This is a genomic window from Novosphingobium sp. THN1, assembly GCF_003454795.1.
Lineage (GTDB): Bacteria > Pseudomonadota > Alphaproteobacteria > Sphingomonadales > Sphingomonadaceae > Novosphingobium.
This window is the reverse complement of record NZ_CP028347.1, coordinates 546,585-561,229: the sequence shown is the minus strand read 5'-3', so window position 1 is coordinate 561,229 and position 14,645 is coordinate 546,585. Positions and strand designations below refer to the sequence as shown.

General features: G+C 65.1%; 15 protein-coding genes and 2 pseudogenes. 7 read left to right on the top strand and 10 right to left on the bottom strand.

The window, feature by feature from the left end; all coding sequences use genetic code 11:
• Positions 1 to 374: 374 nt before the first annotated feature.
• Positions 375 to 1,052 (bottom strand): uroporphyrinogen-III synthase, encoded by a 678-nt coding sequence (locus C7W88_RS02870; RefSeq protein WP_118072418.1) that lies wholly within the window; start codon positions 1,050 to 1,052, stop codon positions 375 to 377.
• Complete coding sequence (gene hemC / locus C7W88_RS02865; protein ID WP_118072417.1) at positions 1,049 to 1,984, bottom strand: hydroxymethylbilane synthase; 936 nt, start codon at positions 1,982 to 1,984, stop codon at positions 1,049 to 1,051. Before hemC ends, C7W88_RS02870 begins: the two co-directional genes overlap by 4 nt.
• Positions 1,985 to 2,029: 45 nt before the next feature.
• On the opposite strand from hemC, the gene tsaD reads away from it, so the two are divergent.
• Genes tsaD through C7W88_RS02845 form a run of 4 tightly spaced genes read left to right on the top strand, consistent with a single transcriptional unit; the run spans position 2,030 to position 6,146 of the window.
• Complete coding sequence (tsaD, locus tag C7W88_RS02860) at positions 2,030 to 3,082, top strand: tRNA (adenosine(37)-N6)-threonylcarbamoyltransferase complex transferase subunit TsaD (protein WP_118072416.1); 1,053 nt, start codon at positions 2,030 to 2,032, stop codon at positions 3,080 to 3,082.
• The gene (locus tag C7W88_RS02855) at positions 3,079 to 4,074 is read left to right on the top strand and encodes an NAD(P)H-dependent glycerol-3-phosphate dehydrogenase (RefSeq protein ID WP_118072415.1); all 996 of its coding nucleotides are present in this window, start codon (positions 3,079 to 3,081) and stop codon (positions 4,072 to 4,074) included. The genes tsaD and C7W88_RS02855 overlap by 4 nt, the downstream gene beginning before the upstream one ends.
• Positions 4,075 to 4,095: 21 nt before the next feature.
• On the top strand, positions 4,096 to 5,544 hold the full coding sequence (locus tag C7W88_RS02850; RefSeq protein WP_118072414.1) for a lipopolysaccharide biosynthesis protein: 1,449 nt from the start codon (positions 4,096 to 4,098) through the stop codon (positions 5,542 to 5,544).
• A 50-nt stretch (positions 5,545 to 5,594) separates the two neighbouring features.
• Positions 5,595 to 6,146: a hypothetical protein gene (locus C7W88_RS02845; protein ID WP_118074536.1), complete on the top strand. Its 552-nt coding sequence runs from the start codon at positions 5,595 to 5,597 to the stop codon at positions 6,144 to 6,146.
• 1 nt (position 6,147) lies between these two features.
• Here C7W88_RS02845 and C7W88_RS02840 read toward each other — a convergent pair whose 3' ends face one another.
• The 4 genes from C7W88_RS02840 to uvrB all read right to left on the bottom strand — a co-directional run bounded on the left by C7W88_RS02840 (position 6,148) and on the right by uvrB (position 9,629).
• Entirely contained in the window at positions 6,148 to 6,552 is a 405-nt protein-coding gene (locus C7W88_RS02840) for a hypothetical protein (protein ID WP_118072413.1), read from the bottom strand.
• A 167-nt stretch (positions 6,553 to 6,719) separates the two neighbouring features.
• Positions 6,720 to 7,010: an addiction module antidote protein gene (locus C7W88_RS02835; protein ID WP_118072412.1), complete on the bottom strand. Its 291-nt coding sequence runs from the start codon at positions 7,008 to 7,010 to the stop codon at positions 6,720 to 6,722.
• Entirely contained in the window at positions 6,985 to 7,347 is a 363-nt protein-coding gene (locus C7W88_RS02830; RefSeq protein ID WP_118072411.1) for a type II toxin-antitoxin system RelE/ParE family toxin, read from the bottom strand. The genes C7W88_RS02835 and C7W88_RS02830 overlap by 26 nt, the downstream gene beginning before the upstream one ends.
• Before the next feature lie 92 nt (positions 7,348 to 7,439).
• Positions 7,440 to 9,629: an excinuclease ABC subunit UvrB gene (uvrB, locus tag C7W88_RS02825; protein WP_118072410.1), complete on the bottom strand. Its 2,190-nt coding sequence runs from the start codon at positions 9,627 to 9,629 to the stop codon at positions 7,440 to 7,442.
• Between the two features lie 121 nt (positions 9,630 to 9,750).
• Between uvrB and C7W88_RS23370 the strand changes: the two are divergent.
• Positions 9,751 to 10,248, top strand: a pseudogene (locus C7W88_RS23370) (DUF3617 domain-containing protein); the annotation flags it as partial.
• Positions 10,249 to 10,316: 68 nt separating this feature from the next.
• Here C7W88_RS23370 and C7W88_RS24600 read toward each other — a convergent pair.
• The gene (locus tag C7W88_RS24600; RefSeq protein ID WP_370073175.1) at positions 10,317 to 10,631 is read right to left on the bottom strand and encodes a DUF1674 domain-containing protein; all 315 of its coding nucleotides are present in this window, start codon (positions 10,629 to 10,631) and stop codon (positions 10,317 to 10,319) included.
• Here C7W88_RS24600 and C7W88_RS02810 point away from each other — a divergent pair.
• Positions 10,567 to 11,824, top strand: a pseudogene (locus C7W88_RS02810) (RsmB/NOP family class I SAM-dependent RNA methyltransferase). The gene C7W88_RS24600 and the pseudogene C7W88_RS02810 sit on opposite strands and share 65 nt — an antisense overlap.
• Before the next feature lie 205 nt (positions 11,825 to 12,029).
• Positions 12,030 to 12,263 carry a hypothetical protein gene (locus C7W88_RS02805; RefSeq protein ID WP_118072409.1) on the top strand — a complete coding sequence of 78 codons (234 nt, stop codon included), beginning with the start codon at positions 12,030 to 12,032 and terminating at the stop codon, positions 12,261 to 12,263.
• 143 nt (positions 12,264 to 12,406) lie between these two features.
• Here the strand turns inward: C7W88_RS02805 and C7W88_RS02800 are convergent, their stop codons facing one another.
• The 3 genes from C7W88_RS02800 to C7W88_RS02790 all read right to left on the bottom strand — a co-directional run bounded on the left by C7W88_RS02800 (position 12,407) and on the right by C7W88_RS02790 (position 14,500).
• On the bottom strand, positions 12,407 to 12,709 hold the full coding sequence (locus tag C7W88_RS02800) for a GIY-YIG nuclease family protein (RefSeq protein WP_118072408.1): 303 nt from the start codon (positions 12,707 to 12,709) through the stop codon (positions 12,407 to 12,409).
• A gap of 103 nt (positions 12,710 to 12,812) precedes the next feature.
• Positions 12,813 to 13,496, bottom strand: coding sequence for a hypothetical protein (locus C7W88_RS02795; RefSeq protein ID WP_240344785.1), 684 nt, complete (start codon positions 13,494 to 13,496; stop codon positions 12,813 to 12,815).
• The gene (locus C7W88_RS02790; protein WP_118074534.1) at positions 13,493 to 14,500 is read right to left on the bottom strand and encodes a sterol desaturase family protein; all 1,008 of its coding nucleotides are present in this window, start codon (positions 14,498 to 14,500) and stop codon (positions 13,493 to 13,495) included. The genes C7W88_RS02795 and C7W88_RS02790 overlap by 4 nt, the downstream gene beginning before the upstream one ends.
• Between the last annotated feature and the right edge of the window lie 145 nt (positions 14,501 to 14,645).

The following is a 14,645-nucleotide window of genomic DNA, read 5'->3' as shown; positions in this document are numbered from 1 at the left end:
ATTGCCCGAGGCGGCGATGGCCTGCTGGTTCAATTCCGCCAGCCGCTGTTCAAGCATGGCGATCTTGGCGGCGGTGCTGTCAATCTGCGCGCCGATCTGCGCCTGCGCTGCGGCCGTTTCGGCGGCGGACGGGCCGGGAGCAGGCTCGGTGGCAGGCGAAGTAACCAGCTGCGGGATTCCGGAGCTGTCCATGCGCACATCGATCAGGCCGTTATGCCATCCCAGCCACGCCGCACCCGCAGCACCCGCCAGCAGGCACCCGGCGACCAGAGCAGCGATGCCGCGGCCGCCTATGCCGCTCCTTCGCGGGCTTTGCCCCCGCGTGCTGTAAACCAGATCCTCCATGCGTTTTCGCTTGTCCTGTCGCCCCGATGTCACATTGTCTGGCACATCCGCGCGCCGAGTTCCAGAACCTCCTTGTCGGTCCTGCCGGCAGCCACTGCGACTGTGCCCCAGCCATTGCCAGCGAGTTCCGCTATGCGTGGGGCCAAGCATGCCAGATGGAGGCTTTCCTTGGAGATTCCAAGTCTTTCGCATTCCTGCGCGAAATGTCGGGAAGCTTCGCCGGAGTGCAGCAGCACCACCGCACTGCGATTCAGGGCGGTTAGGAGCGCTGCGGAAACTGCCCGTTTCCGGGACGCGTAAGTTACAACCGTGACGATTCGTACCCCTTCGGGCGGGGTCAGCGTCACGCGATCTTCACCTGCGATTCGGATGTAATTCCCGGGCGGCAGCGTGGCGACAACCGGCTGCAATCCGCCTTCGCCGACGCGCGCCACGGCAAACCCGGCAGATCGTGCCGCCGCAGCCGTGGTCTCGCCCACCGCGATCACCGGCACCTTCGCGAAGGCCGCCAAACCCGCCCCGCCATGGCGGAATACGTTGGCGCTGCCGGCAAGGATGGCGTCAAAGCGCTCGTCCGGCACGTCCCAGCCCACCGGCTCGATCTCGAAAAGCGGCGCGGCGATCGCTTCCAGCCCCAAGGCGCGCGCCGACGCGCAGGTCGCCGTATTCCCCGGCTCGGGCCGGATCACCACCAGCGGCAAGTTCATGTGCCGGAGAAGTGCACCGTCACGGATTCCGGCGCCTCTGACAGCAGGCGATGGGCCAGCCGCTTCGGACCCTCGCCATCGGCGGGCGCGAACGTCTCGCTCGCCTCGATCCGCTCTGCCCCGTCCGGGCTGTAGATCGCGGCGCGCACGGTCAGCGAACTTTCGTGGTGCGTGGTCAGCACCGCAATCGGGCTGTGGCAATTGCCGCCCAGCGCCGCCAGCAGCGCGCGCTCTGCCATGACCGCCTGATGCGTCGGGCGGTCGTCGATGGCTGAAAGCCAGCCGCGCACGTCATCGCTCGCCACCAGGCATTCAATGCCGATCGCGCCTTGCGCCGGGGCAGGTAGCCACTCGAACTCCGACAGCGGCGTGCCGACACCGGTCTCACCCAGCCTCTGCAGGCCCGCTGCGGCGAGCAGCGTCACGTCCGCCTCGTCCGCCTGCAATTTCGCCAGCCGCGTGGCGACATTGCCGCGAAAGCCGACGATCTTGAGGTCCGGCCGGGCGTGAAGCATCTGCGCGGCACGGCGCGGCGCGCTGGTGCCGACGCGCGCGCCGGGCGGAATGGCATGGATGGAGGCCGCACCAACCAGCACGTCACGCACGTCGGCGCGGGGAAGAACGGCGGCGATGCAGAATTCTTCAGGCCGCAGCGTTTCCACGTCCTTCATCGAATGGACTGCGAAGTCGATCTCGCCTTCGAACAGCCAGGCGTCGAGTTCCTTGGTCCACAGCGCCTTGCCGCCGATCTCGGCCAGCGGCCGGTCGAGGATCTTGTCGCCGCTGGCGGTGACCGGCACGATTTCGACCATGCTTTTGTCCCAACCATGGGCGGCGCACAGTCGTTCGCGGGTTTCCTCCGCCTGAGCCATGGCGAGCGGGGAGCGGCGGGTTCCGAGCCTCAGCGGCTTCTGGGGAGTGGCTGTGTTCATGCTTTGCTTGCCGTAACGGGGATTATCATTAGAGGAAAGCGCCAGATGGCCCTGATCCTTGGCATAGAATCCAGCTGTGATGAAACCGCCGCCGCGGTGATCGACGGCAATGGCACCACGCTTGGCGCGCGAATTGTCGCGCAACGCATTGCTTCACAAGACGAAGCGCACCGCCCCTACGGTGGTGTCGTGCCCGAAATCGCCGCGCGCGCGCATGTCGAAGTGCTGGGGCCAATGGTAGAGGCAGTGCTCGCCGATGCGGGCATGACGCTGAACGATGTCGATGCGATTGCGGCAACCGCAGGCCCCGGCCTGATCGGTGGAGTCATGGTCGGCCTCGTCACCGCCAAGGCGCTGGCCATGGCGACAGGCAAGCCGCTGGTGGCGGTCAACCACCTCGAAGGCCACGCGCTTTCACCGCGCCTCGCTGATCCGAGCTTGCAGTACCCCTATCTGTTGCTGCTGGTTTCGGGCGGGCACTGCCAGATCCTCGAAGTCGCAGGCGTTGGTCAGTATCGCCGCCTCGCCACCACCATCGACGATGCGCTGGGCGAGGCCTTCGACAAGACCGCGAAGATCCTCGGCCTGGGCTATCCCGGTGGCCCCGCCGTCGAAAGGTTGGCGCGCGAGGGCAATCCCAAGGCCGTGCCGCTGCCGCGCCCGCTGGTGGGAAGCGGCGAACCGCACTTCTCCTTCGCCGGGCTCAAGAGCGCGGTGATGCGGGCCAAGGATGCGGGCATTCACATCGATGCCGATATCGCCGCCTCGTTCCAGCAGGCCGCGCTCGATTGCGTGGTTGATCGCACGCGCATTGCGCTCGCCGCTGCTGCGCCCGGGATGACGGCGCTGGTCGTTGCAGGTGGCGTTGCCGCCAACGCAGCGCTGCGCGGCGCGCTTGAAGCTCTGGCTGCCGAACACGGCCTCCCACTGGTCGCCCCGCCGCCGAAACTGTGCACAGACAATGCCGCGATGATCGGCTGGGCTGGCGCTGAGCGTTTCGCTCTGGGATATACCGACCCGCTCGACGTGGCAGCGCGCCCGCGCTGGCCGCTCGACGACAATGCCGCGCCGGTGCGCGGCGCAGGGGTGAAGGCATGACCGCTGGTGTAGGTGTCGTTGGCGCAGGCGCATGGGGCACCGCACTCGCCCAGATGCTGGCGAGCGACGGCCGCGAAGTCCTGCTCTGGGCGCGGGAGGCCGAACTGGTCGAGGAAATCAACGCCCAGCGCACCAACAGCCTGTTTTTGCCTTCGGCCAAGCTCGCACCTTCGATCCGCGCCACCAGCGATCTTGCGGAAATGGCCACTCTGCCAGTGCTGCTGATGGTCACGCCTGCGCAGTTCCTGGCCAGCGTGCTCGGCGCGATGGGGCGCAACAGCGGCGACGTCGTGCTCTGCTCAAAGGGCATCGAAGCCGGGACCGGGCGGCTCATGGCCGATGTGGCCCGCACCGCCGCACCCGGCGCGGAAATCGCGGTGCTGTCCGGCCCCACTTTCGCCCATGAAGTGGCAGCGGGCCTGCCCACCGCCGTGACGCTTGCCTGCGAAGGCGGCGAAGTGCAGTGGCAGCGGCTTTCCACTGCCATCGCCCGCCCGACCTTCCGGCCCTATTACTCCGATGACGTAGCCGGTGCCGAAATCGGCGGCGCGGTGAAGAACGTCCTCGCCATCGCCTGCGGCGTGGTGGACGGCTTGGGGCTTGGCCAGAACGCCCGTGCGGCGCTGATCAGCCGCGGCTTTGCCGAGATGCAGCGCTTCGGCCTTGCCTTGGGCGCGCGGGCGGAAACGCTGTCCGGCCTTTCCGGCCTGGGAGACCTCGTGCTGACCTGTTCCTCCACCTCCAGCCGGAACTTCTCGCTCGGCAAGGCGCTGGGCGAAGGCGCCAGCGCAGCGGATGTGCTTGGCGCAAGGAACTCGGTGGCCGAGGGCGCCTTCACCGCGCCGGTCCTCGCGGAAATCGCGCGTAATCGGGATATCTCCATGCCGATCGTCGAGGCCGTGGTGACACTCCTCAAAGGCGCTGCCCCGGCGCGGGACGTGGTCGCAGGATTGCTGTCGCGCCCGCTCAAGGCGGAAACAGTCCTTGTCTGAAGCCAAGCCCCCCAACAGGATATCGCCGCGCTGGCCAAGGGCGGGCGGACGAATTTTCTCGGCTTCCTGCTGCGTCTTCTCGCGCGCATCCCGTTCCTTTTCATCGCCAGCCGCCTTTATGGCGCACCCGCCATGGGGCGCTTCGCCTCGGCACTGGTGATGGTCGAATTTGCCGGGATGCTGGCAACCCTCGGCCAGAAGCGCGGCCTTGCCCAGCGTCTTGCCGAGAACGACGAGCACCCCGCCAACGTCGTCGGCGATGCCGTGCTGCTGGCCATGTCGCTGGCGCTCGGCATGGGCGCGCTGATCTACCTGTTCCCACAATCGATGTATCCCAGCGGCAATTTCACGCTTGCCGACCGTCTGCTGGTGCTTTCGATCCCCGGCCTTGCGCTCGGCGACCTAGCCCTCGCTGCATTGGCCTACCGCTTTGACGTGGCGACCACGGTTCGCGCCCGTTCCGTGGTCGAGCCGTGGACCATCTCCATCGCGGCCGGCGCATTCTATTTCATCTGGCCGAGCTCCGGTCTCACACTTGCCTATCTCGCCTCGGTCTGGGCGGCGACGGGCGTCGCGGTCTTCGTCCTGCTGCGTACATATGGCCTGCCGCGTGCGTGGAAGCCGCGTCCAGGCCCGCTGTGGCAGATTGCCCGCCGCAACATCCCGCTGGCAGGCGCGGACGCCGTGGAATGGGGCACCCGCAAGCTCGACGTGTTCATCCTGCGCTTCTTCGTGGGCGAGGCGCCGGTCGGCATCTACTACTTCGCGCAGCAGATCGCCTCGTTGCCGCAGAAGCTCAAGACCAGCTTCGAACCGGTACTCGGCCCGGTCATCACCCGCAGCGTCAAGGACAAGGACTATGCCGCGATTGCCAAGCAGGTCTGCCAGGTCGGCTTCTGGATCGGCGCGGCGCAGATCGGCATTGCCTTGGCGCTCGGCATCCCGGGCGAGGGGCTGATGGGCCTTGGCGGTCCCGCCTTCGTTTCGGGCACCGCGGCGCTGGTGTTCCTGCTGGTGGCAGAAGTCGTCGCTTCCAAGGCGGTGGTGAGCGAGGCGGCGCTGGTCTACCTGGCGCGTATGCGCAACCTGTGGATCAGCCTCGCCACGATCGCGCTGCAGGCGGTGCTGACCATCTTCCTGATCCTTGTGGCCAGGCAGGTCACGCCGGGGCCGATGTACGTCGCCGCTGCAGCTTCGCTGGCTTTGGCCATCTCGCTTGGCCTGTCCTCGGCCGTGAAGTCCCGGGTGCTGACCCGCATTCTCGGCCATTCGATCAGCAACTGGCGTTGGGGCCTTGCCTGGGCGATCATACCCGCCATCGCGGTGGGCGTGGCGATGACCTGGGCACCCGAATGGGCCGAGCTGGCCGTTGGAATTCCCGCAATTCTGGGTATTTACTGCTACATGTTGTGGGTCCGCGCGTTCGGGCCAGAGGACCGCGTGCTGTTCCGCAAGCAGCAACCGGCCTGAGATCGTCGCTGGAATTTTCGCGCGCACTTTTCGTTTAAGGGGTCATGCAGATGCTGCAATCGCTCGAAGCCAACCAGATCCTGCTGGCGGGCATCGTTCTTGTCGTCGCGTTCGTGGTGTGGTGGGTATGGGGGCGCACCAAGCCGGCTCCGAAGCGGCGCGAATACACCGACGTCCTTTCGGAAGGTGCCGAAAAGGCCGCCCGCAACACGGCCCTGATTGATGCGCCAAGCGCCGCCGCCCTTGTCACGCCGCCGCCGGGCGTTGGCACCATGGCCGGGATCGGCGAAGTGGTGGCTGCCGCCGCTGCCGAGGAAGTGATCGAGGCCGCGCCGGTTTCGGCACCTGCCCCCGCTCCGCAGGGCGGCGATGACCTCGGCCGCATCAAGGGCGTCGGCCCCAAGCTCAAGGCCCTCCTCGCCTCGCTTGGCGTGACCAGCTACGCGCAGATCGCGGCGTGGACCGACGAGGACATCGCGCGGATTGACGCCCAGCTCGGCACCTTCGCAGGGCGCGCCACGCGCGACAACTGGGTGGAGCAGGCCAAGCTTCTCGCCAGCGGCGATACCGCCGCCTATGAAGCGAGGTTCGGCAAGGTCTGACTTATTCGGCGATTTGCGCCGGGGCGATGGGCTCCGGCGTGGCAGCCGGCGCAGAACGGCGGCACCTGGCGATAAGGTCGCGCACCGGCGCTCCGGCCGAAACCTTGATCATCCCCGCGCCCGGCAGCGTGCCGTTGTAGGACCCGCCAAGCACCTTGGCCCGGCTGTCATCGGCCGAGATCGTGCCCTGCCAGATATAGCCGCGCTGCCCCGGCACTGATGTCGCGTCCACGGGCAGCCGCATGATCCCGTCGCTCCCGACCAGCGCGAACAGCGCCTGCGCCCCCACCGGCGCGGCGGCATGGCGCGTCACCGTCAGCACGCCCTCGCGGCAGACAAGCGAAACCAGCGGCGGCTCCCCGGATGCCCATAGCGCACCGAAAGTCCATCCGAGCCGGCGGCCCATGACGCCTGCGATTCCCCATCGCGCACCCCCGGCAAGGCCTCGCCCTCAGGCATGGCCATCCGCACCGCCCCATCCGGCGCCCCTCACGCGCGGGCATCGCGGGCGATTTCGAACAAGCGGCAAGGGTGAGGGCCGCGATGGCAACAATCAGATTCTTCACGACAGTATCAGGCGGCCCGCTTCTGGACGGTCAATTCGAGCCCAAGCACCGAAAGGACCGCCACCAGTGTTTCAAGTGTGGGGTTACCGTCTTCGGAGAGGGATTTGTAGAGGGCCTGACGCCCCAAACCGGTTTTCCGGGCAATCTCGCTCATGCCCTTGGAGCGGGCGATATTACCCAGCGCTCCGGCGATGTGCTTGGGATCGTTCCCTTCCATTGCCGCTTCGAGATAGAAAAGGATGTCCTCCTCGGTCTCAAGATGATTGGCTGGATCAAATGGGTAGACCTTCAATGCCATCGTCGGCTTCCCTCACCATCTTGTGGGCCAGTGCGATGTCACGCGATTGCGTGTTCTTGTCGCCACCGTTCAGCAAGATGACCAAGACGTCGCCTTGCCAGATATAGTAGATACGATAGCCGGGACCGAAATGCAGGCGCAGTTCCTGCACACCATTCCCAACCGATTTCGTGTCTCCAGCATTTCCTGCAGCAAGGCGTATCAAGCGGTCGTCAATCCGCAACCGCGCCCGCCGATCGCGCAGACCGTCAAGCCAAGCCCGAAAACGGGCAGTCTGGACGATTTGTGCATGTCCTTTATAAGGGACATCATCCACGTTGTCAATCTGATCGCCCATCCGATACCCACCTCGGGCAGCTTGAATAGGCGGCAAAACCGGTCTCACACATTTTAAGTGCGACCAATTTGGTGCCAGTCAGGGCGTTACCCTCACCTCCCCCACTTCGTCTTCTGGCTCTTCCCGTACCGCGTCTTCCGCGTGCCCGGCTTGCCTTCGTTGCTCCGCCCGACGATCGGCGCCTTGCGCTCACCCTCGGGCAGGCCAAGTTCCGAAGCCTCCAGCTGCCGGATCTCGTCGCGCAACCGTCCGGCCAGCTCGAACTCCAGATCCGCTGCTGCCGCGCGCATCTTTTTCTCAAGCTCCTCGATGTAGCCGCGAAGGTTGTGGCCGACGAGGTTGTTGGCCCCATCCGCGTCGATATCCACCAGCACGCCATCGCGGCTCGCCGTGTCGGCAACGATATCGTGGATGTTGCGCTTGATCGTCTGCGGGGTGATGCCGTGTTCGAGGTTGTAGGCCTCCTGCTTGGCACGACGGCGATCGGTCTCGGCAATGGCGCGTTCCATGCTGCCGGTCATGCGATCGGCATAGAGGATCACGCGGCCATCGACGTTGCGCGCGGCGCGACCGATGGTCTGGATCAGCGAGGTTTCGCTGCGCAGGAAGCCTTCCTTGTCGGCGTCGAGAATGCAGACAAGGCCGCATTCGGGGATGTCGAGCCCTTCACGCAGCAGGTTGATCCCCACCAGCACGTCATAGACGCCCAGACGCAAGTCGCGGATCAGTTCGATGCGCTCCAGCGTCTCGACGTCCGAGTGCATGTAGCGCACCTTGAGCCCCGCCTCGTGCATGAACTCGGTCAAGTCCTCGGCCATGCGCTTGGTCAGCGTGGTGACGAGAGTGCGGTAGCCGTTGGCAGCAGTCAGCTTGCACTCGTTGATGCAGTCCTGCACCTGGTCCTCGACCGGACGGATCAGCACCGGCGGGTCGATCAGGCCGGTTGGGCGGATCACCTGTTCGGCAAAGACGCCGCCCGCCTGTTCCATCTCCCATTGCGCCGGCGTTGCCGAAACCGCGATAGTCTGCGGGCGCATCGCGTCCCATTCGTTGAACCGCAACGGGCGGTTGTCGATGCACGAGGGCAGGCGGAAGCCGTACTCCGCCAGCGTCAGCTTGCGACGGTGGTCGCCCCGCGCCATCGCGCCGATCTGCGGCACGGTCTGGTGGCTTTCATCGAGGAACAGCAGGCAGTTGTCGGGCAGGTATTCGAAAAGCGTCGGCGGCGGCTCACCGGGCAGGCGGCCGGTCAGGAAGCGGCTGTAGTTCTCGATCCCCGCGCATGATCCGGTGGCCGCAATCATCTCGAGATCGAAGTTGGTGCGCTGCTCCAGCCGCTGCGCTTCCAGCAGCTTGCCTTCCTCGACCAGTTCCTTGAGCCGCTCCGTCAACTCGAAGCGGATCGCCTGAGCCGCCTGCTGCATCGTCGGTCCGGGGGTAACGTAGTGCGAGTTCGCATAGACGCGCACATTCGTCAGCTTGGCCCCAGCCTTGCCGGTCAGCGGATCGAACTCGACAATCTCCTCCACCTCGTCACCGAAGAAGCTCACGCGCCAAGCGGTATCGTCGTAGTGCGAAGGAAAGATTTCGAGATTGTCGCCACGCACGCGGAAGTTGCCACGCGCAAACCCGGCATCGTTGCGCTTGTACTGCAGCGCCACCAGCTTGCGGATGATCTCGCCGCTGTCGACCGTCTGGCCGACCTTGAGATCGAAGATCATCGCCGAATAGGTTTCGACCGAGCCGATGCCGTAGATGCACGATACCGACGCAACGATGATCACGTCATCGCGCTCCAGCAGCGACCGCGTGGCCGAATGCCGCATCCGGTCAATCGCCTCGTTGGTCGAGCTTTCCTTCTCGATATAGGTGTCCGACCGGGGCACGTAGGCTTCGGGCTGGTAGTAGTCGTAATACGATACGAAATACTCGACCGCGTTCTCGGGAAAGAAGCTCTTCATTTCGCCATAGAGCTGGGCGGCGAGGATCTTGTTCGGCGCAAGGATCAGGGCAGGGCGCTGTAATTCCTCGATCACCTTGGCCATGGTGAAGGTCTTGCCCGATCCGGTTACGCCAAGCAGGACCTGCGTCTGGTCGCCATCGCGTGCTGCCGCCACGAGATCGGCAATCGCGGTTGGCTGGTCGCCCGCAGGCTGGTAGTCGGACACGACCTTGAACGGCCTGCCGCCCTCGATCTTGTCGGGGCGCTGCGGCTTGTGCGGCACGAAAGTGCCCGAGGTGTCGGGCTCTTCGAGTCCCCTGCGAATAACGAGTTCGGCCATGGCGGGAATATGGGGAACAAACCGCGCCCATACAACCTCGCGTCGGGCGGTGACGTGGCGCACTGGCGCTTTTTCGGCAGGGTGTTAGCCTGCTTGCCGGAACGAGAGAGGACGAGACCCGATGCGCGCTGCAATTGCCCTGATTCCGCTGGCCCTGCTCGCTGCCTGCAACGATGGCGGCACCGTCGACAAGAAGAACGCCAGCACTGCCGAGGTGGCCAAGTCGGTCGCCGATGCGGGCATGAAGCTCAATCCCGGTCGCTGGGAATTGACCATGCAGTTCAAGAAGTTCGAGGTGGAAGGCATGCCGCCCGAGGCCAAGGCGGCGATGCAGAAGATGCTTGGGGAAACCCGCACGTTCGCCTCGTGCCTGACCAAGGAAGAGGCGGAAAAGCCCGATGGCAAATTCTTCGGCCAGCAGGGCGAAGACTGCAAGTACGACACGTTCACCATGGGGAACGGGAAGATCGACGCTACCATGACCTGCAAGGGCACCGGTGAGGACGCCGGCAACATGGCGAAGATGACCCTCGCCGGAACCTACAGCCCCGATACCTACGATATGACCATGGACATGAACGGCACTGCCCCAACGGCAAGCAGATGGTCATGCAGATGGCCCTCACCTCAAAGCACAAGGGTGACTGCAAGGGCGACGAGCAGGGCTAGGGCTGAGCGGCCTTCTGCTCAGAAATCAATCGCGATCCCGTTCTTTTCCCAGTCGCCGAAGCGTGTGGGATCAAGGCCATCGGGATCGTCGCCGCGCTCAATAGCCTTGGGGCAGGGGCGGGGTCGTTGGTCCAGTGCGCGGGCGGGGTGAAGTCCGCGGGGCGCTGCGTCGCACGAGGAGTGGGCTTTTCCATGCCTCTGCAGATGGGGCTTCGCGCGCCGAACTGCAATTGCATATTGGGGCACAAGCGCCGATAGGCTGCGGGATATGGCCCGTTCCACTCCTGCCGATGAAGTCCCCGGCGTTCCCGCCCGCCGCGCCGCGCTGCGCATGCTCGATGCCGTGCTCAATCGGGGCGATCCGCTCGATCAGGCCGCGCCGCCGATCCTGCGCGCGATCGAACGCGCCGACGACCGCGCGCTGGCGCTCGCCATCGCGCAGGAATCGCTGCGCTGGATGGCCGATCTCGATGCCCTGATCGATGGCGCGACGAAGCAGCCCCTGCCCGAGGATGCCAAGGTCCGCTCGGTCCTGCGCCTGATGCTCGCGCAAGCCCTGCGCCTGAACCTGCCCGGCCACGCCATTGTCGCCACCGGGTTGCCGCTGCTTGTGGGCGGCCCGCGACGGCTGGCGCACGGCGTGTTCTCCGCTGTCACCAAGAGCGGCGCAACGCTGCCCGAAGCGCCCACGCTTCCGCCCGCCGCCGCCGCGCGCTGGCAACTCGCATGGCCCAACCGTATCGGCGCCATCGCCCAAGGCCTTGCCGAACCGCCCCGCTCGACCTCAGCTTGCGGGATCCCGCCCAGACCGTGCACTGGGCCGAACGCCTCGGCGGCCAGTCGCTCGCCCCCGGCCACGTCCGCCTCGCCCGCGCTGGTTCCGTCGAAGCGCTCGAAGGCTTCCGTGAAGGCGCATGGTGGGTGCAGGACCTCGCCGCCAGCGTGCCCGCGCGCCTGATGGGCGAAGGGCAGGGCCGCCGCGCCCTCGACCTTTGCGCCGCGCCGGGCGGCAAGACTCTCCAACTCGCCGCCGCCGGTTGGGAGGTCACCGCGCTCGACAAGTCCGCCCGCCGCACCGAACGCCTCGCCGAAAACCTCAAGCGCAGCGGACTCACCGCGCAAGTGGTGGTGGCGGATGCCCTGAACTGGCAACCCGAACACCCCTTCGACGCCATCCTGCTCGACGCCCCCTGCAGCGCCACCGGCACCTGCCGCCGCCACCCCGACGTCCTCCACCGCCACGCCAACCTCGCCGAACTGACCGCCCTGCAATCCGCCATGCTCGACCGCGCCGCCACCTGGCTCGCCCCGGTGGCACGCTGGTCTACGCGGTCTGCTCGCTGGAGCGCGAGGAAGGCGAGTTGCAGGCGCTGGCCTTCGACAAGCTGACCCCCGCGCCGGTCACCGAGGTGGAACTGCCCGAGGGCTTGGCCCCGACCAACGGCCACTTCCGCTCCGACCCTGGCATGTTGAGCGAAGCCGGCGGCATCGACGGCTTCTTCGCCGCGCGGTGGGTGAAGGGTTAGGGCGCAGCGTGCTTAGTCACACGGCGGCTATTGAGAGCTGCTGGACCGGAAACCGTCATTCCGCTTGCGACGCCTTTGCCGTCGTTGCATACCGTCCTCTGCACTGACATAAAATCTGGATGTCCAAACCCCCCAGATCATTGCCACTGACATCCTTTATTACCACGATGCTGATGAAAGAGCCTTTTTCGAGTGGCTCGATCGGATGACCTTCGTTGCTGATTATTATGGAGAAGTCAGAGATTTATTCATTGTGCTCGATCGCGCGCCAACGGATGATGATATGTGGGAGATTATCGGATTTTGCCGCAGATATGGCGTCGACATGAAGCAGCTTGCCCAGTTCGAGACGCCAGCAAACACGGCTTGGCTCCGTGATCCAACTATGATCTGGTGCGAAGAAATATTTGGCATTCCAAGCAAGGCAAGCGGCAGCTAACCATCCGAAAGCGGCCGTTTCAGCCACTACTGCCGGTCCTCAGAAACGGCCGTTGGCTCAGGCGCACCTTGCGAACTTCGGCTTTCGCTTCCCTTCTACCGTCACCCCGGGCTTGACCCGGGGTCCCGCTTTGCTTGCGCAAGCTACCCAACAATCACATCATAAAGATCCAGCCAATCAGGGTTGCCGCGCTTGATCAGCTCGAACTTGAACGGCCTACGCCATCGCTTCAGACGCTTCTCGTGCGCGATGCAGTCTTCGATCCGGTCACCGCGCTCCGCCCAGACCAGCCGTTTCAAGCCATACCGAGCGCAGAAGTCCGACCCACCTTCGGTGCGGTGCTGATGGATGCGCGCGGCAAGGTGCGAGGTCACGCCGACATACATGGCACCTCGGTAACGGTCGGCCATGATGTAGAGCCAGCCGCCGAGCCTTTCCCTGTCCATGGCGCGAGCAGAACGAAAGCGGGACCCCGGGTCAAGCCCGGGGTGACGGTAATGGTGCGGTTATGGAAGCTATTCTCGCCCAAGCTAACCGAGACCAGCCCCGCTATACCTCCCCCGCCAGCCTGCGCCGAAACATCCGCCGCACCAGCCACGGTTCGAGAAACCGCCCGACCAGATACAAGAACGCGAAAATCCCCGAGAACACGTAGGCCGCCGTTGCCGAAGGCTTGCGCTTGCGGCTGCCGCCTTCGCCGTCCTTGGGCTTTTCTGGAGCGGGCGCGCCGAGTAACTTGTCGATCGGGTGCAGGGTCAGGACCGGCTGGTCCTTCTTCTTGTCGTCCTTCTTCGCCCCTGCGGCCTTCTCCTTGGCCTCGGCCTGCGCCTTCTGGTAGGCGCCAACGGCCAGCGTCAACTGGCCGAAGCCGATGAACACGAAGGGCAGCAGGAAGCAGAACAGCATGAAGCGGCTGGTCAGGCGATAGCGCAGCACGCGCCCCGTCGCCGTTTCCTCCACCTGCAGCGCACCCCTTTCGAATGTGGCCATCGTGTCCTGCGCGGCGGGGGAGGGGTTGGCATAGGCAAGACCCTCGCTCATCGGCTGAACGCTGTAACCATCGGCTGCGAACGCTGGCGAAACCCTTGCCAGTGCCTCGTCCGCGCCAATGCCCTCGGGCACAGGCACTGCATCCCGCACCGTCCAGATCCAGTCGATCAGGCGCTTGGCCGAGCGCGGCTTTTCAGGCGTCATCGGTTGCGTCCAGGGCGATGTCGCAGCCAGACCGCTCATTCCGCCGGAACCGCCGACTGCACGCCGCCCATGCGATTGCCGAATTTGGCACCAAACTTCGCCCGCAGCGTCTTCCATGCCTCGCTGAACGGATAGTGCATCACCTCGCGGATCGGCATGCGGCGTCCGCCTTCCATGCCCAGCACTTCTGCCTCGCCATCGACGCAAGTGCCGAACATCCGGTCGATGATGATCCACGTGCCCGAATAGTTGCTGCGCGTCGCTTCATAGTCGAGCGAGTGGTGGACGCTGTGATGCTCTGTCGTGTTGAACAGGAAGCGCCACCAGCGGGGCGTGTTGAAGCGCACGTTGATGTGCTGGTAGGTGCTCACGGCGAGGCCGAACGTTCCCGCGATCAGGAAGGCGCGCGGCAGGAAGTCGAAGAACCCGCCGATGCCAAGCCCGATCAGGAACAGCTCAACCGGATTGCCCACCGCGCCCTTGTTGATGTTGAGCTGGGTGATGAAGTGGTGCGGTGCATGGGTCAGCCACAGCGGGTACCAGTTGTGCATGCCGCGGTGCATCCAGTACTGGCCGAAGTCGAACACGAACGAAATCAGGAACGCCTGCAACAGCAGCGGCAGCCCGGTGAACCATGCCACCTTGCCGAAATCGAAGTTGCTCTGCAGCGCGCTGATGATCGCATCAGACCCGATGAACTGGTCGACGATGCGCAGCACGGTGTAGCCAAGGCCGACATAGAACAGGTCGGTCACCAGCTCCTTCCACGTCAGCTGCCATGATCGGAACCGCGGGTTGACCCACTCCAGCGCCAGGAGCAGCACCTTGAAGCCGATGCCGATGGCAATGCCGGTGGATGCTACGGCCCACTCGTTCGGCGCATAGTACCAGAACAGCAGGAAGCCGAAGAAGGTGACCGGCTGGAACCAGGTGAAGAACGCCCGCTTGAATGCCCCGCCTTCAACCTTGGGCACGTTCTCCCAACCGACTGTCACTGGCGCGTCCGCGCCGATGATGCGATTGCCAACCTGAACACCTGCCATCTGCCGACCCTCGATCTGCATGCCATGCGGCGGGAAAAAGCCCCGCTTCCGGGCAGCACTATGGAGCGTCAGTGGCAGAGGTATACGCGTCGAATGACGTATGCCCTTTGTGGCGGGATTTCATGGTCTTGGCCCATCAGCAGGG

What these genes read in the sequence shown, in the direction of transcription:
- C7W88_RS02870 (WP_118072418.1), bottom strand. Translation starts at nt 1,052, where the DNA reads ATGAACTTGCCGCTGGTGGTGATCCGGCCCGAGCCGGGGAATACGGCG.
- hemC (WP_118072417.1), bottom strand. Translation starts at nt 1,984, where the DNA reads ATGAACACAGCCACTCCCCAGAAGCCGCTGAGGCTCGGAACCCGCCGC.
- tsaD (WP_118072416.1), top strand. Translation starts at nt 2,030, where the DNA reads ATGGCCCTGATCCTTGGCATAGAATCCAGCTGTGATGAAACCGCCGCC.
- C7W88_RS02855 (WP_118072415.1), top strand. Translation starts at nt 3,079, where the DNA reads ATGACCGCTGGTGTAGGTGTCGTTGGCGCAGGCGCATGGGGCACCGCA.
- C7W88_RS02845 (WP_118074536.1), top strand. Translation starts at nt 5,595, where the DNA reads ATGCTGCAATCGCTCGAAGCCAACCAGATCCTGCTGGCGGGCATCGTT.
- C7W88_RS02840 (WP_118072413.1), bottom strand. Translation starts at nt 6,552, where the DNA reads ATGGGCCGCCGGCTCGGATGGACTTTCGGTGCGCTATGGGCATCCGGG.
- C7W88_RS02835 (WP_118072412.1), bottom strand. Translation starts at nt 7,010, where the DNA reads ATGGCATTGAAGGTCTACCCATTTGATCCAGCCAATCATCTTGAGACC.
- C7W88_RS02830 (WP_118072411.1), bottom strand. Translation starts at nt 7,347, where the DNA reads ATGGGCGATCAGATTGACAACGTGGATGATGTCCCTTATAAAGGACAT.
- uvrB (WP_118072410.1), bottom strand. Translation starts at nt 9,629, where the DNA reads ATGGCCGAACTCGTTATTCGCAGGGGACTCGAAGAGCCCGACACCTCG.
- C7W88_RS24600 (WP_370073175.1), bottom strand. Translation starts at nt 10,631, where the DNA reads ATGCGCAGCGCGGCGCGGCGGGCGGGAACGCCGGGGACTTCATCGGCA.
- C7W88_RS02805 (WP_118072409.1), top strand. Translation starts at nt 12,030, where the DNA reads ATGACCTTCGTTGCTGATTATTATGGAGAAGTCAGAGATTTATTCATT.
- C7W88_RS02800 (WP_118072408.1), bottom strand. Translation starts at nt 12,709, where the DNA reads ATGGACAGGGAAAGGCTCGGCGGCTGGCTCTACATCATGGCCGACCGT.
- C7W88_RS02795 (WP_240344785.1), bottom strand. Translation starts at nt 13,496, where the DNA reads ATGAGCGGTCTGGCTGCGACATCGCCCTGGACGCAACCGATGACGCCT.
- C7W88_RS02790 (WP_118074534.1), bottom strand. Translation starts at nt 14,500, where the DNA reads ATGGCAGGTGTTCAGGTTGGCAATCGCATCATCGGCGCGGACGCGCCA.